Here is a 22,465-nt window from a genome sequence, read left to right on the forward strand (position 1 = left end):
GGTCTCCCAGATCAGGCGCTCCGTGCCTTAATCTTTTTCAGGCGGAAGAGCTCCTCGCGCTCCATCTCGTCGAGCCGCATCTTGATGAAATCTCTGGCTTCTGAAAGTTCCGGGATCACCTTGAACTCGAGCGCGTTCACCCGACGTTTGGTGCTCTCGATCTCGTCGAGCAGTCGTTTCATCGTCGTCTCGATCTCCGCTGCCTCGATGATCGCTTCGAGAAGATCCTCAAACGCCTCTGCCGTCTCGTCGATGGCGGCGGAAGTCCCGAGAACCCCGTAGCCGCGGTCAAGCACGCTCCTCCGAACGGATGACGCCTCGATCTCGGGGACAACCACGCCCATGATGTTCTTGCTCTTGAGCGAGATCTGCGGAACGTCCGCCACCGAGAAGGCAGCGGCCTTCACCCCGATTGCACCCTCGACAGTCTCTGCGAGGGCGATCATCTCCATAGCACGTGTAAACCTCTCGGCCACGACTCCTCGGCTGTCTTTTGCCTGCTGCAGCACCTTGAAGAACTCCAGGATCAGCCCATCGCGCTTCATCTTGAGGATGTTATAGCCGCGCTCCGAGAGTGTGATCCGCCGCTTGATGCTGATCAGTTCAGAACGGGTCGGCTTGATGTCTCGCAGCGCCATGGATGCTTACCCCTCTGCCTTCTTCCGGTATTTCGGGTGGTACTTCTGGATCATTGCGCGGTCGATACGCACGAGATGCTCTTCGGGCAGTGTCGCAAGCAGTTCCCAGCCGAGATCAAGTGTCTCCTCGATCGAGCGGTCCTCGTAGAGACCCTGTCTGACAAACCGGTCCTCAAATAGATCTGCGAACTCAAGGAACATCCGGTCGCGCTCCGAGAGTGCGTCTTTTCCGACGATGGCAACAAGCCCGCGCAGGTCGTTACCTTCAGCATACGCGGCATACAGCTGGTCAGAGACCTTCTTGTGGTCCTCGCGCGTGTGCCCCTCGCCGATACCCAGGTTCATCAGACGGGATAGCGAAGGCAGGACGTTGATCGGAGGGTAGATACCCTTCCGGTGCAGGTCACGGCTGACCACGATCTGTCCTTCGGTGATGTAGCCGGTCAGATCCGGGATCGGGTGGGTGATATCGTCTCCGGGCATCGTCAGGATCGGGATCTGGGTCACTGAGCCCTTGACACCCTTAATGATACCGGCACGCTCGTAGATGCTCGCAAGGTCGGTGTACATGTAGCCGGGGTAACCGCGACGGCCGGGGACCTCCTCACGGGCTGCGCCTATCTGGCGGAGCGCCTCGCAGTAGTTGGTCATATCCGTCAGGATGACAAGCACGTGGTAACCGAGATCGAACGCAAGGTATTCGGCGGTTGTGAGCGCAAGACGCGGCGTGATCGTTCGCTCTACAGCCGGGTCGTCGGCGAGGTTCAGGAAGACAACCGAACGCTCGAGAGCGCCGGTCTTCTCGAAATCGGCCATGAAGTAGTTGGCCTCTTCACGGGTTATGCCCATGGCCGCAAAGACCACGGCAAACTCTTCCTTCGATCCAGGCACCTTCGCCTGCCGGGCGATCTGGAGCGCCACATCGTTGTGGGGCAGACCGGATGCAGAGAAGATCGGGAGTTTCTGGCCACGGACCAGTGTGTTCATGCCGTCGATGGTCGAGATACCCGTCTGGATGAAATCCTCGGGTGACGAGCGGGCGTAGGGGTTGATGGCCGCGCCGGTGATATCGAGCCTCTTTTCGGGCACGATCTCGGGGCCGCCGTCGATGGGTTTGCCCCCGCCCGAGAGGATACGCCCGAGCATATCCCTGCCGACCGGCATCTTGATTGTCTCGCCCGTGAAGCGGATGCCCGAATCCCTGCCAATCCCGGCCGTAGCCTCGAAGACCTGGACAACAACGATCTCGTCGCTTGTATCCAGCACCTGGCCGCGCTTGACCGTGCCATCAGCGGTTATGATGTTGACGAGTTCGCCGTAGCCCACAGGTTCCGTCTTCTCGACAAAGACCAGCGGCCCTGCAATCTGCGTAATTGTTCTATACTCCTTCATTCTCACACCGCCCTCAAGCCTTCGAATTCAGCATCCATATCCTTCAAGATCTTCTCAAGTTCAGGCTTGTAGTCCTTGATGAACTTGATCTGGGGCAGTTCGTTCTTGCTCTTTATGCTGATGATCTGCTGGGGGGTCGCGCCAGCTGCCTGTGCGCTGCGAGCAAGGTCGGCGTAGCGCTTGATTGCCTTCATCATGTCGTACTGCTTGATCATCGGGCAGAACGTATCCACCGGGTCGTAGGCGTTCTGTTGCAGGAAGACCTCGCGGATCATCCTGGCCACCTCGATCGTGACCTGTTCCTCGTCCGGCAGCGCATCTGAACCAACCAGCTGTACAATCTCCTGGAGTTCGGCCTCTTTCTGGAGGATACCCAAAGCCCATGTTCTGAGTGGATTCCATTCAGGCGAGACCTCCTGGTCATACCACTCATTGAGCCTGTCCAGGTAGAGCGAGTAGGAGTTCAGCCAGTTGATCGCCGGGAAGTGCCGGCGCTGGGAGAGTTTCGCATCCAGCGCCCAGAACACCTTGACTATACGCAGGGTGTTCTGGGTGACCGGTTCGGAGAAATCCCCACCCGGCGGGGAGACAGCTCCGATGACAGAGATCGAACCGTCCGTCCCGTTCAAGTTGATGACGCGGCCTGCACGCTCGTAGAACTCAGAGAGGCGTGCTGCAAGGTAGGCAGGATACCCCTCTTCGCCTGGCATCTCCTCCAGACGGCTTGAGATCTCACGCATGGCTTCTGCCCACCGCGAGGTGGAGTCGGCCATCAGCGAGACATCGTAGCCCATGTCACGGAAGTACTCGGCGATCGTGACACCTGTATACACGGACGCTTCGCGAGCAGCAACCGGCATGTTCGAGGTGTTCGCGATGAGCACCGTCCGCTCCATCAGGGGTTTACCGGTCTTTGGGTCCTCAAGTTCCGGGAACTCGGTCAGAACCTCGGTCATCTCGTTGCCGCGTTCGCCGCAACCGATGTAGACGACGATCTCGGCATCCGACCACTTCGCCAGCTGCTGCTGCGTGACCGTCTTGCCGCTCCCGAATGGACCCGGGATGGCCGCGGTTCCGCCCTTCGCGATCGGGAAGAGACCATCCAGGATCCGCTGACCGGTGATCAGCGGGACGTCAGGGTTCAGTTTCTCTTTCACCGGACGGGGCACGCGAACCGGCCACCGCTGGAGCATCCTGATCTCGCTACCGTCCTCCAGGATACAGACCGTCTCATCGACCGTGAATTTTCCGGCCCTGATCTCCCTGATCCTGCCGCCTTTCATGGTGGGCGGGACCATGACCTTGTGGACGATGTTCGTCTCCTGAACGGTGCCAATGATGTCACCGCCTCTGACCTCATCGCCTTTCTTCACCGTGGGCACGAACTCCCATCTCTTCTCGTGGGAGAGGCCCGGGGCCGAGACACCGCGCTCGATAAAGTTGCCCATCGTGTTCACGAGCACCTCAAGCGGCCGCTGGATCCCGTCGTAGATACTGGTCAGCAGCCCCGGTCCGAGTTCAACCGAGAGTGAGAGACCCGTATTCTCTACCGGCTCACCGGGCCTGATGCCGGCGGTATCCTCGTAGACCTGGATGATGACGTTCTCACCCTGGATCTTGATGACCTCCCCCATCAGTTCCTCTTTGCCAACCTTAACCACGTCGTACATGTGCGCATCGAGACCGACAGCGGTTACAACCGGCCCGGAAATCCGCTTCAGGACTCCACGAGTCCTGTTCTCTTTTCTTTTCTCCATTACTTCCACAGATCAACACCCACCGATCTCTTGATTCTCTCTCTCATCGAAAGGCCACCCTCTTCCTCTCCGATCGCGATCACCGTCGGCCAGACGGAGTTCTCGAGGGTGGTTCGAAGCCGCAGGGGAATTCGCTCCATGTCGCTGCCTTTCAGCACGAGGATGCCGACGCCCCTGTCATCCAGCACCTGGTTGATCTGTTCGACCAGCCGCGCGTCGGTCTCGGCCACATAGGTCTTCCTGACGCCCGCAAGCCGAAAACCGAGGATGAATCCCTCACTACCGATAACTGCGATCTCCATACTACATCACCAGGTAGCCCTTCAACCGCTCACCGGGAATGCCGGCCTCTTTGCCCCGGGCGAGGGCACGAAGGTTTGCGACCTCGTACTTCTTCTCCTCAAGATAGACGATGACGGGCAGGACGGAGAACGGATACCGTTTTGATATCCGCTCCATCTGGTCGAGCTGGACACGGGTAAGTGCAACCTCGATCTCATGGAGAGCGCTCATTCTCCGGATATCTTCAAGCGTGTTCAGGAGCGGAACCATCTTTACCCGCTTTTTTAAGGCGTCGATAAACTCGTCCCTGTCCTCAACCTCCAGGATCTGCTGCAGTTCGTCCACACTGAACGTGCCGCCAGGGATCATCATATCCCGTACATCCTCCCGGACATGCCCTGCCCTGAGACGGAAAAGGGTCTGGATGTTCCGGATATCGATCTCGAGGAGGATGTACTTGAGGAACACGTTCCCACCCTTCACGCCTCCCTTTGCATCCTCGATGAGTCGGGCGTAGTAGCCTTTGTAGAGCTCGTTCTCCAGGTGAGCAAACGATCTGGTCTCCATTGCACTGCTGATCTCTTTCTCCAGGGTTGGGTAGAACAGTTCCCCCTTTAGTGCCTCAACAACCCGTTCTGGAGACTCCTCAGTGAGAAGACGATCGAGAGCAACTTTGTCCAGTTTGCCGGCCGGGACCAGAACCTCTTTGATCTTGCCGGGGTACATCCCCTGCATCTTGCCGCGCAGGATGGTGATAATGTTCTGGATGTCCCAGCGACGGAGATAACTCACGGTGAAGTAGTTTAGTTCCCCGGGCACAAGTTCCAGGATCTTCTGGAACTCCTTGGCGAGGTTCCAGCTCAAGGCCTCCTCGACCAGGTTGATACCTGAGAAGGAGGTTCCGAGTTCATCGATCTCAGACCTGTAGTTGGTCTCGCCGATGAACCGGATGATCTCAGGCAGGCTCATGTTCAGCATCCGGAGATAGTCATCGCGTGGAATCAGCCGCGATCTACGCACCCGCATGCGGGTGCAGGCGTAGACATAGTTGGTTGCAGATCCGCTACTTACCCCTGCCATATACGGACTCTCCTCATGTGAACAGTATATCTGACACGTCCTTCAGACAGGATTCCCAGATCTCATCCAGGAACGTACGGTAACTGTAGTCGATCTGCAGATCGCCGTCTTTGCTCTCGACAATGATACCGCCTGGGATCTCGACCGGGCTACCAAGAGTGTAGCCCGACAAGTTCTTGTCTCTGGAGAGGATCTCCCTTACAATCGGGGTATCCCGTTCGTTTGCGTGGACAACGCCTTCTCTGATCTCCTTTGCCGCTCTCTTCAGCAGAGATGTGAGCGCCTTCTCCTGGAACTCGGCCAGCAGATCACCGACAGCGGCAAGAGAGGCCGAGTAGACCTGATCGAGGACATCCTTCTGAGCGTTTAAGATCAGCCGCTTTACTGCCAGGTTCGCCGCGGAGGTCTCCTGGTTGATGATGTGGCTGGCCGTCCGTTCCGCTTCTTCCTGCGCCGCGGTCTTGATCGCAGCAGCGCGCTCCTGTGCCTCTTTCAGGATCTTCTCTACTTCAGCCCGGGTCTCCGCCCGGATCGCCTCGGCCTCCCTTTGCCCTTTCTCCCGGATCTCGTTCACGACTGCTTCGAGTCCCATGGTCCACTCCATCAGAACAGAATCAGCAGTGCAACCACAAGACCGAAGATAACAATTGTTTCGGGGATAACCGTCAGCAGCAGCGCAAGACCGAATACGTCACGATTCTCCGCCGTTGCACCGACGGCTGCAGAGCCGATCGACTGTTCTGCAATGGCGGATGCTATGCCGGTCATACCGACTGCAAGAGCTGCGCCGAGTGCCTTCATTCCTATCTGCGATGCCTGGACCATTTCAAGAGTTACTTCAGCTGTGCCAAAATCTACCATTTCCTTATTCCTCCATAAACTTTGATCTCATACCGAAAGGATTGTACTTTATGCCTCCACCCTTGTAGAACTTGGTGAAGAACTCAACATAGTGGAGACGAAGTGAATGCAGACCGCCTCCCAGGATGCCAAGTGCTGTGTTCAGCAGGTGACCCAGCAGGAAGACGAGTATGCCAAAGATGATAGCAATCACACCTACAGGGGTGATCACTTCAAGATACGGTTCTATAAGCATTCCAATCGCGATGTAGTTGACCATCATCGCGATTGCGACTGACGATAAGCCCACAGCCACAAGACGGGCGTAGGAGATTACATGACTTAAGATCGTTGGAAGTTCCACAACCTCAAGTGGGTTCTCCTGTGCAATCCCGATGATGCCTGCCACAAGCAGGACGGCACCCGCAACTGCGCTGGCGTTCAGTCCCATGAGTACAACCGGGAGCCCCGTAAGGTTGGGCATCAGCGGTATGGGAAAGATCGACCAGATCAGGAGCAGGATACCCCACATCACCCCAAGCCAGCCGGCGTTTGCGACGATTGCCTTTGTTGCGTGTTTGCCGTGGTGAAGTCTCCGCGCATTGGCAATGCCGAGAACACGCCCGAGCGTGACGTGCAGGATGCCTATCCAGATCGCAAGGATCAGGAGTTCGATCACCTGGGGGCCGTGACCGGTTGCGTGCCCCCCGATGTTGAGGTGTCTGGAGAAGATCAGCGGTTCCCACGGGAGCGAGTATCCCAGAAACTCGCTGTAGAGTATGCCAAAGACGATGCTTGAGACGCCTGCGTAGGTGCCCACCTTGAGCAGACTCCTCATCCCTTCTCCTTTCAGGAACCTCCGCAGGCCAAGGCTCATCGCGAGCAGGATCGCCCCATAACCCGCGTCACCCACGATCAGCCCGAAGAAGATGGGAAAAACGATGGCTACCAGCAGTGTGGGGTCGAGTTCAGAGTAGCGCGGCCGCCCGTAGAGGTCTACGAGCAACTGCATTGGGGTGGCGAACGGGGGGTTGTCATACTCAACCGGCACCCTTGCGTCGTCCTCGATCTCCAGTTCCTCGATGTAGATCCTACCGGCTGTCACCCTCTCCAGGGCCTCCCGGATCTTCCCGGCCTGGCTGTCGGGCACCCATCCTTCACTTATGAAGGTTTCCTCCGTGGTAGCAAATCGCAACGGGGCTTCCGCCCGCTCTACGTCAGCCGTGAGTAGTTCATCGCATGCTACTAGGAGTTCGGCGTACTGCTCCCGGATCTCCACAAGTCTTCGGTTGATCGCAGCAATCTCGTCATCGATCCGCCTGATCTCATTCAGGTGAGTCTGGAGGCGGTCAGCCGGTGCCCCACTCTCCCCCGGCACGGCAAGCGCCTGGAACCCGGTGTTGAGGAGGATCCGTTCGACCTCTTCCCGGTGTTCATTATGAACCACGACAACGATCATGTTGCCGGTAACTTTGTCGGAGAAGCACTTCTCATGAGGAACGCCGATCTCGATGTCACGCGAGATGTGCCCCGCAAAAACGGTAAAACTCCTGTAGCCCCGGTAGAACTCAAGGTCCAGCGGGATCGCAGTGAACGGTTCAAGTTCTCTCGCGCGCTGCTCGTGCTCCTTCTTTTGTGCCTCAAGTTTTGAGCGTGAGTTGACGAGATCCTCCACCTCTTTCTGGATGGCGGGCAGATCCGTCCGGATCATCTCCCTGACTCTCGACGCGGGGATCTTTCTTTTGACCTCCATGCTGCCGGGGTCTATCCCGCATGCACTCTCGATTGCCCTGACCTTGATTAGCGCCGAAGCTGCATCACTTGCCTCCGGGAGCGGGTGGCCGATCGAGAGCCCCTCAGATTCACTCTCCGGCACAAAGTCCTCGATGTGATAGACGTTGTGGCGGTAGAGCTCCCGGATGATGGTCTCGATCTCGCTCTTTGGGGCCGCGATGAGCAGCCGGCGCATACCTTCAGGTCTCAGCATGCACCTGCTCCTTAAACCGCGTAACCACAAAATCTACAGCTTTAGTAAGGTTCTTTCTTCCAGACGCTTTCAGCGCTTCTGCGCGCGCTTCACCTTCCCTGACAATCTCCGCATACCTCCTCTGCGCTTCGGCCCTTGCCTCAGCAAGGCGCTGATTCCTGTAATCCTCGGCATCCTTCTGCGCCTTGGCGATCAGGTTTTCAGCCTCCACCTCAGCATCTGAGAGGCTCTTCCTCCTCTCGGCCTGCGCATCGCGGATCATCGCCTGATACTCTTCTTCTGTTTCCTTGATGCTTTTCAGGACATCGGTCTTCATCAAACCCTCCTTCTCACGGCGTATGAATATTTGATGAAAATGAGCATATATTTATTGTTGTTTGTCTTCTGCGGATTTTTCTCCATCCAGAACCACCACCTCAATTCTGGAAGGAAGGTTTTTTATTACAACTCCACCAGGAATCCCGGAAAGCGAAACACCTGAAAACTCTTCCGATGAGCAGAGAAGGTGCTGCTCCGGGTGCGTCCCGCGCTGGATGGTGCATGAGAGATGAATCTGTGGGCCAACCGAGACGACCATGGAGAGGCGCCGTGATCCAGGATGGTCTTTAGGGAGGACAACAAGCGGGGTATGGTAGCGCCTGACGAGTTCGAGCATCATCTCTGCCTGCTCGGCAGGGCCTCCTTCCGGCATTGAGACAGCGACAAGGTCATCCGGGTCGACCGCCTGGCAGTACTCGTCCTCCACGGTCTCGATAAAGAGCACAAACCTGGAAGAGGCCTTCGCGGCCAGAAGAAGAGAGCGCTCACCTCGCAGAAGGAGGGTCTCGCCGTCGAGGGGCACTATCATCTCGTCCCACCTGGCGAGCAAACCCCCTGATCTCTCGTTTTCAGATTTCTTCGACATTTTCAGACTGGCAGCTCGGGCACATGGGCCGCTTTCCAAGACCCTTGAACCGCTCGCCACAATCCTTGCAGCGGTAGTTTTTGCCCTTCACCCGCTCATTGAACTCGATATCGACAGGTCCACCGACCGTACACATCTGGCATCACCAGGAAGGGAAGGGAAGTCAAAGCATAAAACTCTATCGTGCGGGATTGCATCGATCCTACAAGATGACCGCGAAGACCAGAAGTGCGATGATGAGCATCACGGCTGCGTGTTTGACGCCGGCCCTTACTGAAGCCTCACCCATCTGTCCGGCGATCAGCCCCGAGAAGATGGCCTGGATGAGCACCCCATGGAAGAGCAGACGTTCAAACGTTGCAATGGGTGTGGTGCCGAGAGGGATCGCGCCCATGCCCGCTCCAGCCCCGGAGACGGTCTCGACACCGGCCAGGACGGTGAGGAACTGGGAGTCGATGACGGCCACGACAAAAAGGAAGACGATGAAGACCAGGTAGACTATGACCGTGTAGATTGACATCTCGGCGCTTCTCTCCCGCTTGAGGTTCTCCGAGATCGCTGCGTCTCTGGCTGCAATGTTGAGCACCTCACCTATACTGCCGGTCATCCGGCTTGCGGTGGTGATCAGGGTGACCGCCCTGGCGATGGCCGGGGTGCGTATCCGCACCTCAAACCGGATAAGCGCCTCCTGAACGCTCGCTCCCCACTCGATGTCACGCTGGATCTTTCTGATCTCGTATGTCAGCACGCCGAGATCGGCGGATGCCAGGATCGAGATCGCCTGCGCCAGCGTCAGCCCCACCTGGTTGATGCCTGAGAGGCGGCTCAAGAACTCCGGGATGCTCGCCTCGATCCTCATCACCTTCGTTCGCCAGACCTGGTAGCAGATGCCGAAAGGAACGAGCATGATCAGCAGTGCCACGACCAGGTGGTCGTCCAGGACATCGATCAGGACCTCGATATCAGGGTAAGCGGGCGTCACCGTGAGTAGGAGAATTACATAGACTACAGCAATCGGGACGGTCACGTAAAACGTCCTGTTTGGATCGATGAGAAACACCTGCAGCGGGTGCCGGAGGAATGATCGCAGATCACGGATCCTGTCGTAGTTGCGCAGTTTCCGGAAGAGTGACTCTTCGCCGGCGCGCTTCTCGACGCGGACGTCATCGAACTCGTGGAGCCATTTTGCCAAGGTATACCGTTCGACGGTCTCGGTCTTGATCGAGATGATGTCTATGAACAGGATGAAGAAGAGCGAACCGACCGGGATGAGGAGGTAGATAACGACCGAGAGTTGCGTAATTGGTGTGCTGCTCAGAAACCCCATCACGATCATGACGATGATAAGAAAGAGCGGCCCGGCGACAAAGAGCGCCACATAGGATTCGGCAGCCATCTGAAGGGTGGAGAGGAAGTTCTGCTGCTCGAACTTTGCATCCTCCTGGTAGAGCCGAACCCGCGTCTCCAGGTATTCAAGGACGTCTCCACCGCTCTCGATCACCGAGATCAGGTCCTGGATGAAATCCTGTAGTTTCTCTGACGGTGTTGTCTCCTGCAGGTTCTGGAGCGCGGTTATGAGGTCGCAGCCGAAGTAATCCGTGTCCCTGACCACCCGGCGGAACTCGTCTGCAACTTCACCATAGATCCCTGCGTTCTCGCTGAGGGAGCGGAATATATCCACCATCTCCGCGCCCCCCCGCCGCATAGCATACATGTAAGAGACAGCGTTATGGAGCAGCAGGTTGATCCGGGTTGCCCGGGTTGTCTTGTGAATGGCAGGGTAGCGCAGGGCAAGTGCGCGGGATGCATAGGCTGCGAGAATGAAGATGACCACGCTGACTAGAAGGTGCAGTGCCGTAAACACCCGATCGGTCAGGACGTAATCCGGCAGGCCGATGCAAAATACGTTGTAGATCCCGAGGCTGAACTGAGGAAGCGGGAGGAGTTGCATCGCAAGGAATGCTGCTGCGGCACAGGTGGCACCGATGAGCAGGGAGACAAGGAATGCCAGCAGAAGGTAGTGCTCAATCGTCACCCCGATGTTTGCCGCAACCAGGTCTTTACGGAGGTCACGGTATCGCATGGGGTTGCGCTCCACCCTCCGACGGATGAAGCGACGGAGGTGCACACGCAGAGATGGCATCAGCGGATCAACTCACCAAGGTCGTCGATGGAGGAGAGCACCGTTTCAGGGCTGATCGTCCAGGTCTGGATGATCCGTGCGACCGACCTGTAATCGCGGATGCCCTGATCGAGCATAGCGCGGAGGATCGTCCGTCGGGTCTCCAGTTCTTCCTCGAGCCGTTTCAGCCCCCACCCGCGGTACTCCATGATCGCGGCAAATATCCGGGATCTTCCTGTGTAGGAGAAGGTGTCGGTCACGGGATTGTAATCAAAGACGGTGTTTACCTGAACGTTCCCCGTGTTCGGGTCAACCCCGGCGATCTCGACGATCTCGCGGCACCTTCTCACGCGATCTCCTCCACGGTGGGTGAGAGCCTGAACTGATATGATGTCCAGAGCCTGGAGCATGTTTCTCGGTACATTGAGCGGCGCGCTCTCCAGGCGGTGGATTGCTGCATCGACGTCGCTTGCGTGCATCGTGGAAAACGTCGTGTGCCCCGTGTTCATCGCCTGAAAGAGTGTCTGGGCCTCGCTTCCTCGGACCTCCCCGACCAGGATGTACTCGGGACGCTGGCGCATCGCGGCTTTCAGGAGTTCAAACATTCCGATAGGAGTGGCGCCAGGCGCCCCCGCGGGCATCTCGCGCGTGACGGTCGCGACCCAGTTCTCGTGATATAGTGTGATCTCCCTGGTGTCCTCGATGGAGACGATCTTTGAGAGCGGGGGGATGAAGAGGGCGACTGCGTTTAACGAGGTGGTCTTACCCGACGCCGTCCCGCCGACAAAGAGGAGGCTTTTGTTGTTCTCGATCGCCAGCCAGAAGTAGACGAGCTGGTCTATGTCGAAGGTGTTTGTCTCCATGAGTTCCACGGGTGTGAACGGCGACTCGCGGAACTTGCGTATGGTAAACGATGTCCCGCGACTGGTGACCTCACGGCCGAGTGCAACCTGCAGCCGTGAGCCGTCCGGCAGGGTTGCGTCAACGAGGGGGCTACCTATGGAGACGTGCTTTCCAGAACGCTGTGCAAGTTTGATCGCAAGGGAGTTCAGGGCGGGTTCGTTGAAACTGATATGGGTCTTGATGTTCTGGTGTTTGCGGTGATAGAGGAATATGGGTATGTTTGCGCCGTTGCAGGATATATCCTCGATTCTTGGATCCTTCATCAGCGCGTCGATGCGCGACCAGCCAATGAAGTTTCGTTCAAGGTAGTAGCGGAGCCGGTAGAATGAGTCGTCCGGGAGGGTGATGCCGTACTCAGCGAGCAGGTTCTCCACCCTCTTTGCCAGAACGACCCGACGGTCGGTGACGAGGTCGCGGTCTTCCAGGATCAGGACATCTCTCAGGTCTGCGTAGAGGCGTTCCAGGAGTTCGTACTCGAATTCCGAGAGCACCGGTTCGAATAAGAGGTACTCAGTCTGTTTCGTCTCGAGGTTGCGGGCTATCACGACGAGTGCTATACCTTCTGTGACCCAGTAGCGGTCTATCTCTCTGTAGCCGGGCGGGATCACCCCTTCTGTAAGGGGGCCGAATTTTGCTGGATTATACTCGTCCGTTCTCCGTTTTTCTTCCCCTGGCCGGAGAATGCGGTTGAGGATGCGGCGTTGAGGGTGGTGGTTCGCTCCCCCGGCTGCTGCGTCCACGATAGAACCGTGCCCCTCTACACGCCCGGTTGCACCAGATCCCTGCATCTCCCTGACCGCCTCATCCGGCATCAGTAGTGGATGTTGAGCAGCACAGATATAAATTTGCGGTTTTTAGCAGAGGGTTACTGGAGGTCATCAAACCAGTTTGCTCATGGTTTGATGCCCCCAAATCATCATCGCGGTGAACGTCTTTTGCGGCTGACCGTCTCACCATCCGGCCTCCTCCCGCGCGCCTTCCCTCGGGCCGGGCTGTGTGCGGCGACGCCCCCCCACGCCCCCCCCAGAATCCGTCCATGAAGGTTTATCGAACCGGTGAAGTGTTGATCTGGTGTCCCCATATGGCAGCAATATCCCCGAGCCACCCCTGAACCAGAACGTTTTAGTGCTCTACATGTGAGGAATGTATCATGCACGATCGCCTCCTGATGAGGATGCCGACGGGTATACCTTCACTCGATCCTGTCCTGGATGGCGGTGTTCCGCCGGGTTCGGTTGTGCTCCTCCTCGGGGAGCACGGTGCCGGCAACGTGGAGTTCGTGCAGACCTCTCTTATGCACCTGACCCGGCTGAAGCGAGCGGGGCAGACCGGTGGCGAGCGGCTGCTGGTCCCGCCGAGCATCTCCTATGTGACGATCACCAGGATGCGGGAAGATATACTGAGGGAGGTTGCGCTCTCTTTTAGCCCGGATCTCTACGACCAGCTCGGGGAGGGGATCCTCTTTCATGACCTCTCGGAGTTCTACTTCGATGCCAGCATCGTTCCGCCAAGCTGGTATGGGGCAGGCACCGCCATGGAACGTCTGCAGAAGAAACAGCGCAGGGAGGGTGGCGGCATCCTTGCAGAACTTGCGGGTGTGCTCAAGGTGCTCCCCGAGGATGGGTTGATAGTCCTGGACTCCCTGACCGATATCACGCCGTCGCTTGCAGAGTGTGAGGATTGGCACACCTTTATCGCTTTCCTGCGCGGACTGCAGCGTGCGGCGAAAAACTGGAACTGCACCATCTTCCTTTTGCTCGCCTCCGGTATACTTGATAGGTCGCGGGAACTCGAGATTGCTGACTGTGTCGATGCCACGTTCATTTTCCAGTGGGAGGAGAGCGGCGCACAGCGCCGGCAGCGGGTCATGTACTTCGGGAAGTTCCGGGGCGTGATGACCCGGCTTGAGGATAAGAACCTGGTAAAGTTTGCGGTCTCTATATCGGCGAAGGGTGGTTTTGAGGTCAGGAACATCAGGATGGTGGTATAACAACGGCGCTAAGGGCGAGGTTTGGGGTTGTGGGGCTCGACACGATGCTCTCGGGAGGGCTTATTGAGAATAGCATATGCGCGCTTGTCGGGACGTACGGCACCGGGAAGACGATGCTTGCACTCCAGTTTGCCTATGAGGGTCTCTCCCGCGGTGAGAAGGTGATCTACATCAGCCTTGAAGAGCGGGAGGAACACCTCCGCGCCACGATGGCGCAGAAAGGATGGGATCCCGGGGCGTTTGGCGATCGATTTTACCTCCTCAAACTTGATCCGACTGATTTCAACCTTGCGATCAACAGCATCAAGAACGAACTTCCCGCTCTCATCGAGAGCACGGGGGCTTCAAGAGTGGTCATCGACCCGATATCCCTGTTTGAGGGGCTTTTTGAGGATGAGTCCGAGCGGCGGCGGGAGATGTTCAGGTTTGTGGAGGTGATGCGGGATGAGGCCTGCACCCTGGTGCTGACGAGTGAGACCCGTCCTGGAAACCCGGAGGAGAGCAGGTACGGCATCATCGAGTACCTGGCCGATACGGTGATACTTCTGCGCTACATCCGCTCTCCGGGGCTCACCGAGGTCCACCTCGTCATTGAGGTCGTGAAGATGCGCCGCTCGGCTCATTCGCGTGAGATCAAACCGTTTGAGATCCTCCAGGACGGTATCCTCGTCCACTCGGAGGCAAGCCTCTTTTGACCTGCGGTGTGCCGGCTGGAGGCTGTAGAAAAGCCGCTCTCAGATCGTGATCCCGATGAGGTGGAGGAGCACCAGGATGAGGGCGCCGGGCAGCCCTCCAAGAGCGCATATGAGTATTGTCACAAGTGAGATCTGGATATCGGGCGCACCAAACCAGGCGAGGACGCTGAAGTAGTTCAGGGCCCAGAGCGTGATGAGGCCGGCGATGGCGTTGATGACAAGCGTCAGCGCCTTCTTCATCAGGTAGTAAAGCGCTGCGGCTATCGCAACTGCAAGAAGGATGGCAAGGATCTCTTCCATCATCTATTTACCAATGATCTGCTGGTTATTTAACCGTATTGATGGAATGGTGAGCCGTCCGACGCGCCTTGCATCGTTCCCGAACCCCCCGATCTCTCCGAGCATCTCAAAGACGTTCCCTGATAGCATCGCCGCCCGGATAGGTTCGATCAGTTCCCCATCCTCCATCCAGAAGGGGTTTGAGACCTCAACCGAGAAGTCGCCGGAGAAGGGGTTTGCGGTGTGGGCCCCGACAACGTCGTGGATCCAGACTGCACGCCCATAACCTGGCTCTCTCTCCCGGGCCCCGTTGATGAAGAGGTTGTGCACCCCGATCGCCGGGGGTTCGTTCCCGGTGCGGACGGCGCTTCCAGTGCTCTCCTCACCGTAGCGGTAGCCGGTTTTGAGGTCGTAGGCAAACCCCCTGACCACACCCTGCTCGATGAAGACCAGCCGTCGGGTGGGAACACCTTCGGCATCCCAGGCGGTGCTTCCCGGCCCCGGGGCAAATGGGTCGTCATAGACTGACAGTGACCCGTCAAAGACCTGCTCGCCCACCCTCTCTGCCAGGGGCGATCGCCCGGCCTTCACGTTCCGCCCGGAAAGTGCCGGGACGAGAACCTGGCCGATGAGGCTTGCGGCCGCAACGGGGGAGAGGACTATATCGTATCGCCCGGTCTCTATATCGCGCCCGCCAAGAGAGCGTGCGGCAAGCATCGCAGCCAGTTCTCCGACGGCGCGGGGGTTGATATCGTTACGGAACGGTGAGACGTCGAACTCGTAGCCGGTGGACTGTTCCCGGATCGTCTCCAGGGAGACTCCCACCACCGTCCGTTCCATATCGTAAGAGATGCCGTTTGAGTTAGCGATCGAGAGGTGTGACCGGCCTAGATCCGCAGACCCTCCGATGACATCCACGGGGTGCTCCGCGGCGCCGGCGAGGAGGTCATCGACCATCCTGGCTGCGTCCTCGACCGCGACTTCGAGGCCTCTGTCTGCGGAGGAGGGGACGCCTGAGAAAGCAGCCGGTCCAGGGAATCCCTCCCACCGCTGTGGTGTGGCGAGTCGGCCGCTTGCGAGCGCCGCATCCAGGCAGTCCCTCCAGCGGTCAGGGTCGCCGGTGGACGAGAACCCGATCCGCCCGTTCCTGACAGTCCGGATAGCCATGCTCCAGGCCTCCGACTCCTCGGCGACCCCGATGATCCCTTTCTTGATCTCGGTGCTGACGCTCTGCCCGCGGGCGGAGAAGACCTCAACCTCGTCTGCCAGGCGCTCACCTTCCCGGAGAACCATCTCTATCAGGTCTTCGCCGTTCATTCGCCGCGCCCCCCGATGATCGCGTCCTCAAGGAGGAGATGGGGCGCACCGTCACTGACCGGCACGACCTGCCCGCCTTTGCCGCAGTAGCCCGGATTCATCCTCCGGTCATCCCCGATCAGGGTGATATTGTGGAGCGTTGTGAGGATCTCGCCCGAGAGCGAGACGTCACGGAGCATACCGGTCGTCTCGCCACCCTCAATGAGGTATCCGTACTCCGCGTTGAACTGGAAGACACCGCGGCCTGGGTCGACCTGGCCGCCCCTCGAACCGATCAGCAGGATGCCCTCCCGGCACTCTGCCAGGATCTCCTCGCGCGTGGCGTCGCCGTTCTCGATGAAGGTGTTGCTCATCCTGACTATTGGCGGCGCCCCGTGTTCGGCGCGCGCGTGGCCGGGCATGCCGTCCCCCACCGCCGCCAGGGTCTCGCGGTTGTGGAGATATGATGTGAGTATACCGTCACGGATGATCTCCGTCCGCTGCACCGCCACACCCTCGGCGTCAACCGGCATGAACCCGAACTCGTGCAGCGCCGGATCATCGACTATCACAAGCCCGTCGCAACCGATATGCTCGCCGATCCTCCCGCCGAGAACCGATGCCCCCTCGCGAACGAGGTCGCCCTCGCTCGCGTGGCCGACAGCCTCATGGGTGAAGACACCGGCAAGTTCCGGGTCGAGAACGGCACGCTGTATCCCGCCCTTCGGGATCTTCGCATCGAGCAGCGAGACCGCAACCTCGCCAGCCCTCCTGCCGAGGTCGTGTCTGCCCCGGAGGTTGAACCCTCTGATGGTATGTTCGCGTTCGCTGCCCATCTGCATAACCCCGTTTCTGGATGCTATCGCGACAACGGAGAACCCGGAGCGGACGGACTGATAAGAGTATTCGTTCCCTTCAGAGTCAAGAAACCTGACCGAGTCGATCCCCTCGGTGTAGTTCGCCCGTGTGTTCGTCACCCCGGGTAGCCGCGCCGCCCCCTCGATCTCAGCAAGCAGCCTGGTCTTCTCCTCGAGGTCGATCTCCCGCGGGTCCTCTCCGAGAGGAGGGACGGGGAGTACGCCACGTGGGGCGTCTGCAAGGTCCAGGCTGTCTTTCGTGACGGCGGCAAGACGGGCTGCCTCCCTGACGAGGGTGTCGATCTCGTGTTTTGAGTCGAGGTCGACGTGATCCCGGGTGAGAATACCCCAGCCGTTCGATGCAAGCGCCCGGACAACCGTTCTATCAAAGAATGAGGTGGCTGCGGATTCGACCACCCCGTTGTCGATATCGATCCGGGTGACCTCACCGCGTACGCACCGGATATCGTAGTAGCGAACGTCAGACATCAGGATCAGGCCGCCGGGTGTCCGAGGTTCGGGTCAAAGATGCCGCCGGCCGAGTTGGCCGCCAGTTTCCGGAGTTTCGAGAGGAAGCCTTCACGGTTCTCGGGCACGAGCGCGTTCTGGAGAACCTCCTCTATGTGGTCAACCGGCACAATCTCGATCATCGAACGGTAGCGATCCTCAATAAGGACATCGTCCAGGTTTGACCGCGGTATGATCACCTTCTTGATCCCGGCTTTCGCGGCCGCCTCGATCTTGTAGGTGACCCCCCCTATGGGGAGGACGTCGCCCCTGACCGATAGTGAACCTGTCATCGCGACGTCCTGGCGCACCGGGATGTTCTCTATCGCGCTGATCACCGCCGTCGCCACGGTCACGGAGGCTGAATCCCCCTCAATACCCCCGTAGGTGCCGATGAACTGGATGTGGATATCCATGTTGCGGATATCCCTGCCGGTGAACTTCTTGATCAGGGCACTGACGTTCTTGATCGACTCCTGGGCAATCTCCTTGAGCATCCCGGTTGCGATAACCGTCCCGTTTGCCCCCTGGTTCGGCGTCACCTCGGCCATCACAGGGAGCACGGTGCCGGAGTCGCTCCCCATCACTGCAAGCCCATTTACCCGGCCAACCCGTGTGCCCTCAACAACCGTGATATCGTAGTCGCGGCTTCTCCGGATGTATTCGTCGGAGATCTGGTCCTCGATCGAACGCGAGGTGGATTTCGCCGCGAGGACGTGCCTGGCCGTGGTTAACTCCGCGCCCTCCTGCCGGGCGAGGTCACCTGCCACGCGGATGAGACCGCCCATGTCACGGAGCTTCAGGGTCAGGTGCCCCTTCCGGTTCGAGCGCCGGCGAGCCTCGCGGAGAACCTCGAGCATGGCGCTCCGGTCAAAGTGAGGGATCTTGCCGTCGTTCTTTACCTCCTGGGCGATGAACCGGAGGAACTTCTTCCGGTTTTCGGGGGTGTCTTCCATCGTCTCGCGCATATATACCTCGTAGCCGTATCCCCGGATACGCGACCGGAGTGCGGGGTGCATCCCCTGGATGGCATCGACGTTTCCTGCAGCAACCATCACGAACCGGCATGGGACCGGCTCGGTCCTGACCATCGCACCGCTTGAGCGTTCGCTCTGGCCGGTGATCGGGAAGGATCCCTCCTGGAGCGCGCTCAGCAGGTTCTGCTGTGAGTGGGGTGTGAGGGTATTGATCTCGTCTATGAAGAGCACGCCGCCGTGCGCCCGGTGGATTGCGCCGGCCTCTACACGGTCGTGTGCCGGTGTCTCGAGCCCCCCGCTCTGGAAGGGGTCGTGCCTGACGTCGCCGAGCAGCGCCCCTGCGTGTGACCCGGTGGCATCGACGAAGGGCGCCGTGTTATTCGAGTCGCGCGATACCAGGAGTTTTGGGACCATTGCATCTTCGCGGGGCATCGAGTATCTCAACGCCATGAAGATGAAGGCGGCGGCTATTATGCCCATAAGCCACTGGTAGGTGATTATCGCGTAGCCTATGATCCCGATGATCAGAAGCATGATGAGGGTGCTCCGCATCTGGATCTTCTTCCTTGCCTCGGCCTTGTGGGCGTTGACTATCTGCTTGCCGCGGCCAGCAGGCACGGTTCGTATGATCGGGTTGTTGCTGTCTTCCGGGTTCGGGTAGACCAGTATATCCTGGAGTTCCTCTTTAGGGAGTAGTTCGGCCATTGCCTTCGCCAGCATCGATTTGCCGGTTCCCGGGGTGCCGATCATCATCACATGTCGGCGCTGGACCGCAGCCTTCCGGATAACCTCAACGGCATGTTCCTGGCCGATGACCTGATCTATCAGTTTTGGGGGTACATCGATATCTGAAGATGTGCTCACCTCAAGATCGGCGAGGAGATCCGTCTCTTCCATCTCCTCATCGGTGAGATCTATGTCTGGAATTTCTGTTGGTCCTTTTGAATCCATTGCCGAGTTTACCTCTTTGATGCAGTGGTAGTTATATAATTTATTCATCCTCGTTCAAATACTTTCTAGCAAAGGTGACCCATGAGAATCATCAGCACAGAGCGGTCCCAGGTTCTCGCAGCCCGCGTTGCCGAAAAACTGGGGGTACCGCTGGTAGAAGCAATATTTCGCCGGTTTCCCGACGGGGAACTGTATCTGAAATTTGGAGAACTGGACGATGAGACCCTGATCATCAGCAGCATCGTCGACAACGATATGTTTGTGCAGACCCTTCTTGCGATAGATGCTGCCGACAGGTCGGCGAAGACGCTGGTGATACCCTACCTTGGGTATTCCCGACAGGATAAGCGGTTCTCTCCGGGCGAGCCGATCAGTGCCCGGGCGGTCGCGCGAGCCCTCTCTACCGGCGTTGAGCGGGTTTATGTCATCAACATCCACGACCGAAGCGTACTGGAGCAGTTCAGCGTTCCTGCAGGTGAGATCAGCATAGCCCCGGCCATTGGAAGTTATGTGGGTGATCTCCGCCTTGATAACCCACTGATCCTGGCGCCGGACGAGGGTGCGGTCGATCTCGCGTCTGAGGTCGCGGTGGTCGGGGGGTGGGACTGCGATCACCTTGTGAAGACCCGGCTCTCCGGCGAGGATGTCCGGATTGCTCCAAAGACCGTCGATGTGGCCGGTCGGGACGTCGTGATCGTGGATGACATCATATCGACCGGCGGGACTCTGGCAACCGCTGCCCGGATGCTCAGGGATCAGGGGGCCGTCTCCATCCACGCCGCCTGCGTCCACGGGGTGCTCACTAGCGGGGCCTACACCCGTCTGCTGGCGGCGGGGGTCTCATCGGTGGTCTCCAGCGATACCTGCGAGAGCGCTTCAAGCCTAATATCGGCCGCCAATGCCATCGCCACCGCGATCAGGGAAGATGCTCACCATTGACGGCTCTCACCTTGAAGGAGGGGGAGGGATCATCCGCATGGCCGTGGCCCTCTCGGCCCTCTCCGCCACGCCGATCAGAGTGATCGGGATACGCCAGAACCGGCCGAATCCGGGGCTTGCACCGCAACATATCGCTGCGGTGCTGGCGGTCGCCGGGATCTGCGATGCAGAGTGCACGGGTCTTTCTCAGGGGAGTGGTGAGATCACCTTTACTCCAGGGCGGGTCAGGAGGACAGATATGCGGATCGAGACCGGGACCGCCGGGAGCATCCCGCTGGTCATCCAGGCCTGGCTCCCGGCTGCCCTTACCACCGGCGGAAGCATCACCGTATCGGGCGGGACGGAGGTGGCCTGGAGCCCGAGTATCGATTATCTCGATCGTGTATTTGCGCCGGTGCTCCGCCGTGCAGGTGTCTCTCTGGAGGTTGAGGTGATGGAGCGGGGCTACTATCCGGAGGGTGGTGGAATGGCGCGTGTCCGTGTGGGGGTATCCCGCCTCCTCCAGATCGCGATCCCGGCAGAGGAGGACTCCTGCGGGCTGGTCTCCGCCTCGGCCGGTCTTCCTGTACACGTTGCAGAGCGCCAGGCTGCAGCCGCCAGGGAACTCCTGGAGGCGCAGGCGGGTCTACGCTGCACGGTGGAGATCGATTCCCGCGGGCGCGGATTGAGCGTCGGGAGTTCCATCACCGTATGGAAGGGTGCTAAAGGCGCCGTCGCCCTTGGGAGGCGGGGTCTCCCGGCGGAGGAGGTTGGTCAGGCGGCTGCCCGCGCCCTCCTGGAGGAGTGCCGCAGGCCGGGTCTCGTTGATGTCCACCTGGCCGACCAGCTCCTGATCTACCTTGCCTGCTACGGTGGGGAGTATACGACGCATACCCTATCGATGCATGCGAAGACCGCTTGCTGGCTGCTTGAATCGTTTGGCTATCCTGTCCGGTGCCGGGAGAACGAGGCAGTGGAGTTCTCGGCATGACGCTGGTACTTGATGCATCGGCCTTCTTTGCAGAGGTGCCTGTAGATGGCCCTGCCTGGACCACGTCATCGGTGGTGGATGAACTTGTCGATTTTCATGCAAAGTGTCGTTTCACGGCTCTCTCTGCCGCCGGTCTCAGAGTCAGGGAGCCGCGCAAGGAAGACCTGCTGCGGGTGGATGAGGCTGCGCGCTGGACGGGGGATGCGGGGGCTCTCTCCGTAACCGATCGCGAGATCCTGGCACTTGCACTGGAACTCGGCGCAGTCCTTGTGACAGACGATTTTGCCGTCCAGAACGTCGCCCATCACCTTGGCATCGAGACGCGGAGCATCCTGCAGCGCCAGGCCCGGCCGATCCGGTGGCGCTACCGCTGTAGCGGATGCGGGCGTTACTGGCGGGAACCGGGAGACTGCCCCGTCTGTGGCGCGCCAGTCAAAAGAAAACTTAAATAAATCGCCTGGAGATCTATTCACCATGTCCGCGCTCGAAGACCTGATCACGAAGGCAAAAGCGCTCCAGGCAGAAGGGCACACACCCGACCAGATCTCCGATGAGCTCGGTCTCTCGACGGAGACTGTTACCTGGCTGCTCACACAGCAGAAGGGTGTTGAACCTCCAAAGGATGTTCACATTGACTGGACGGCTGTGGCAAGCCACGGCACGCTCCTTGCTGAGATGGCGATGATGATGCTCAAACGCTTCCTCTACCTGACGGACGATGGAAGCCTGGACCGCGAGGAGGAGGGGGCCGGGACGGTCGTAGGTATCGCGCAGTCAGGCGTCCCGCTCGCAACCCTCATCGCCGCGGAGGAGGGGCTGAGGCTTGCAATATACCTCCCGGCAAAACACAGTCGGAGCGAGACGCCCACAGGATCCATCTGGGGCACCTTCTCCGCGATCACCGGACAGCGCTGTATCATTGTCGACGACGTTGTCACGACGGGAGCAACACTCTCCGAGACCATCAACTTCCTCCGGAGACATGGAGCCACCCCCGTGGCGGTATGGTCGCTATTTGACAAACGGGGCATCAGGGAGGTTGAAGGCGTTCCGATACACTCACTGTTCGTGATATCCTGGCTCGGTTGAGGGGGCCTAA

Annotated in this window: 23 protein-coding genes; 6 read left to right on the plus strand and 17 right to left on the minus strand. The window is 58.9% G+C overall.

Annotation, left to right across the window (positions count from 1 at the left end; genetic code table 11):
• Positions 1 to 11: 11 nt before the first annotated feature.
• The 13 genes from R6Y96_RS02080 to R6Y96_RS02140 all read right to left on the minus strand — a co-directional run bounded on the left by R6Y96_RS02080 (position 12) and on the right by R6Y96_RS02140 (position 12,717).
• The gene (locus R6Y96_RS02080) at positions 12 to 638 is read right to left on the minus strand and encodes a V-type ATP synthase subunit D (protein WP_318621843.1); all 627 of its coding nucleotides are present in this window, start codon (positions 636 to 638) and stop codon (positions 12 to 14) included.
• A 6-nt stretch (positions 639 to 644) separates the two neighbouring features.
• Positions 645 to 2,030, minus strand: a complete 1,386-nt coding sequence (locus R6Y96_RS02085) for an ATP synthase subunit B (RefSeq protein ID WP_318621844.1) — start codon at positions 2,028 to 2,030, stop codon at positions 645 to 647.
• Positions 2,031 to 2,032: 2 nt separating this feature from the next.
• Positions 2,033 to 3,787, minus strand: coding sequence for an ATP synthase subunit A (locus R6Y96_RS02090; protein ID WP_318621846.1), 1,755 nt, complete (start codon positions 3,785 to 3,787; stop codon positions 2,033 to 2,035).
• Positions 3,787 to 4,089: a V-type ATP synthase subunit F gene (locus tag R6Y96_RS02095; protein ID WP_318621847.1), complete on the minus strand. Its 303-nt coding sequence runs from the start codon at positions 4,087 to 4,089 to the stop codon at positions 3,787 to 3,789. Before R6Y96_RS02095 ends, R6Y96_RS02090 begins: the two co-directional genes overlap by 1 nt.
• Before the next feature lies 1 nt (position 4,090).
• Entirely contained in the window at positions 4,091 to 5,149 is a 1,059-nt protein-coding gene (locus R6Y96_RS02100) for a V-type ATP synthase subunit C (RefSeq protein WP_318621849.1), read from the minus strand.
• A 13-nt stretch (positions 5,150 to 5,162) separates the two neighbouring features.
• Positions 5,163 to 5,741 carry a V-type ATP synthase subunit E family protein gene (locus R6Y96_RS02105; RefSeq protein ID WP_318621850.1) on the minus strand — a complete coding sequence of 193 codons (579 nt, stop codon included), beginning with the start codon at positions 5,739 to 5,741 and terminating at the stop codon, positions 5,163 to 5,165.
• Between the two features lie 11 nt (positions 5,742 to 5,752).
• Positions 5,753 to 6,010 (minus strand): ATPase, encoded by a 258-nt coding sequence (locus R6Y96_RS02110; RefSeq protein WP_318621852.1) that lies wholly within the window; start codon positions 6,008 to 6,010, stop codon positions 5,753 to 5,755.
• A gap of 4 nt (positions 6,011 to 6,014) precedes the next feature.
• On the minus strand, positions 6,015 to 7,976 hold the full coding sequence (locus tag R6Y96_RS02115; RefSeq protein ID WP_318621854.1) for a V-type ATP synthase subunit I: 1,962 nt from the start codon (positions 7,974 to 7,976) through the stop codon (positions 6,015 to 6,017).
• Positions 7,963 to 8,292: a V-type ATPase subunit subunit G family protein gene (locus tag R6Y96_RS02120; RefSeq protein WP_318621856.1), complete on the minus strand. Its 330-nt coding sequence runs from the start codon at positions 8,290 to 8,292 to the stop codon at positions 7,963 to 7,965. The genes R6Y96_RS02115 and R6Y96_RS02120 overlap by 14 nt, the downstream gene beginning before the upstream one ends.
• A 51-nt stretch (positions 8,293 to 8,343) precedes the next feature.
• On the minus strand, positions 8,344 to 8,844 hold the full coding sequence (locus tag R6Y96_RS02125; RefSeq protein ID WP_318621858.1) for an alpha/beta hydrolase: 501 nt from the start codon (positions 8,842 to 8,844) through the stop codon (positions 8,344 to 8,346).
• A 19-nt stretch (positions 8,845 to 8,863) separates the two neighbouring features.
• Positions 8,864 to 9,016: a hypothetical protein gene (locus R6Y96_RS02130; RefSeq protein ID WP_318621860.1), complete on the minus strand. Its 153-nt coding sequence runs from the start codon at positions 9,014 to 9,016 to the stop codon at positions 8,864 to 8,866.
• Between the two features lie 66 nt (positions 9,017 to 9,082).
• Positions 9,083 to 11,023, minus strand: coding sequence for a type II secretion system F family protein (locus tag R6Y96_RS02135; protein ID WP_318621862.1), 1,941 nt, complete (start codon positions 11,021 to 11,023; stop codon positions 9,083 to 9,085).
• Entirely contained in the window at positions 11,023 to 12,717 is a 1,695-nt protein-coding gene (locus R6Y96_RS02140) for a type II/IV secretion system ATPase subunit (protein ID WP_318621864.1), read from the minus strand. Before R6Y96_RS02140 ends, R6Y96_RS02135 begins: the two co-directional genes overlap by 1 nt.
• Before the next feature lie 338 nt (positions 12,718 to 13,055).
• On the opposite strand from R6Y96_RS02140, the gene R6Y96_RS02145 reads away from it, so the two are divergent.
• Together R6Y96_RS02145 and R6Y96_RS02150 are read left to right on the plus strand one after the other, a co-directional pair.
• Positions 13,056 to 13,895: an RAD55 family ATPase gene (locus R6Y96_RS02145; RefSeq protein ID WP_318621865.1), complete on the plus strand. Its 840-nt coding sequence runs from the start codon at positions 13,056 to 13,058 to the stop codon at positions 13,893 to 13,895.
• 44 nt (positions 13,896 to 13,939) lie between these two features.
• Positions 13,940 to 14,590 carry a KaiC domain-containing protein gene (locus R6Y96_RS02150; protein ID WP_404810330.1) on the plus strand — a complete coding sequence of 217 codons (651 nt, stop codon included), beginning with the start codon at positions 13,940 to 13,942 and terminating at the stop codon, positions 14,588 to 14,590.
• A 39-nt stretch (positions 14,591 to 14,629) separates the two neighbouring features.
• Here the strand turns inward: R6Y96_RS02150 and R6Y96_RS02155 are convergent, their stop codons facing one another.
• Genes R6Y96_RS02155 through lonB form a run of 4 tightly spaced genes read right to left on the minus strand, consistent with a single transcriptional unit; the run spans position 14,630 to position 19,403 of the window.
• On the minus strand, positions 14,630 to 14,893 hold the full coding sequence (locus R6Y96_RS02155) for a pro-sigmaK processing inhibitor BofA family protein (protein ID WP_214023270.1): 264 nt from the start codon (positions 14,891 to 14,893) through the stop codon (positions 14,630 to 14,632).
• Positions 14,894 to 16,186 carry a TldD/PmbA family protein gene (locus R6Y96_RS02160; RefSeq protein ID WP_318621869.1) on the minus strand — a complete coding sequence of 431 codons (1,293 nt, stop codon included), beginning with the start codon at positions 16,184 to 16,186 and terminating at the stop codon, positions 14,894 to 14,896. It lies immediately after the preceding gene.
• Positions 16,183 to 17,511, minus strand: coding sequence for a TldD/PmbA family protein (locus R6Y96_RS02165; RefSeq protein ID WP_318621871.1), 1,329 nt, complete (start codon positions 17,509 to 17,511; stop codon positions 16,183 to 16,185). Before R6Y96_RS02165 ends, R6Y96_RS02160 begins: the two co-directional genes overlap by 4 nt.
• A gap of 5 nt (positions 17,512 to 17,516) precedes the next feature.
• Positions 17,517 to 19,403, minus strand: a complete 1,887-nt coding sequence (lonB, locus tag R6Y96_RS02170) for an ATP-dependent protease LonB (RefSeq protein ID WP_318622459.1) — start codon at positions 19,401 to 19,403, stop codon at positions 17,517 to 17,519.
• A 135-nt stretch (positions 19,404 to 19,538) separates the two neighbouring features.
• Here lonB and R6Y96_RS02175 point away from each other — a divergent pair, with 135 nt between their 5' ends.
• From R6Y96_RS02175 to R6Y96_RS02190, 4 genes are read left to right on the plus strand one after another with little or no spacing between them, the layout of a single operon-like run.
• Positions 19,539 to 20,396, plus strand: coding sequence for a ribose-phosphate diphosphokinase (locus tag R6Y96_RS02175; protein ID WP_318621872.1), 858 nt, complete (start codon positions 19,539 to 19,541; stop codon positions 20,394 to 20,396).
• Positions 20,383 to 21,366, plus strand: coding sequence for an RNA 3'-terminal phosphate cyclase (gene rtcA, locus R6Y96_RS02180; protein ID WP_318621874.1), 984 nt, complete (start codon positions 20,383 to 20,385; stop codon positions 21,364 to 21,366). The genes R6Y96_RS02175 and rtcA overlap by 14 nt, the downstream gene beginning before the upstream one ends.
• Positions 21,363 to 21,818 carry an NOB1 family endonuclease gene (locus tag R6Y96_RS02185; RefSeq protein ID WP_318621876.1) on the plus strand — a complete coding sequence of 152 codons (456 nt, stop codon included), beginning with the start codon at positions 21,363 to 21,365 and terminating at the stop codon, positions 21,816 to 21,818. The genes rtcA and R6Y96_RS02185 overlap by 4 nt, the downstream gene beginning before the upstream one ends.
• Positions 21,819 to 21,840: 22 nt before the next feature.
• Positions 21,841 to 22,455 (plus strand): orotate phosphoribosyltransferase-like protein, encoded by a 615-nt coding sequence (locus tag R6Y96_RS02190; protein ID WP_318621877.1) that lies wholly within the window; start codon positions 21,841 to 21,843, stop codon positions 22,453 to 22,455.
• Positions 22,456 to 22,465 lie beyond the last annotated feature (10 nt).

This window comes from Methanoculleus receptaculi (assembly GCF_033472595.1).
GTDB classification, from domain to species: Archaea; Halobacteriota; Methanomicrobia; order Methanomicrobiales; family Methanoculleaceae; genus Methanoculleus; species Methanoculleus receptaculi.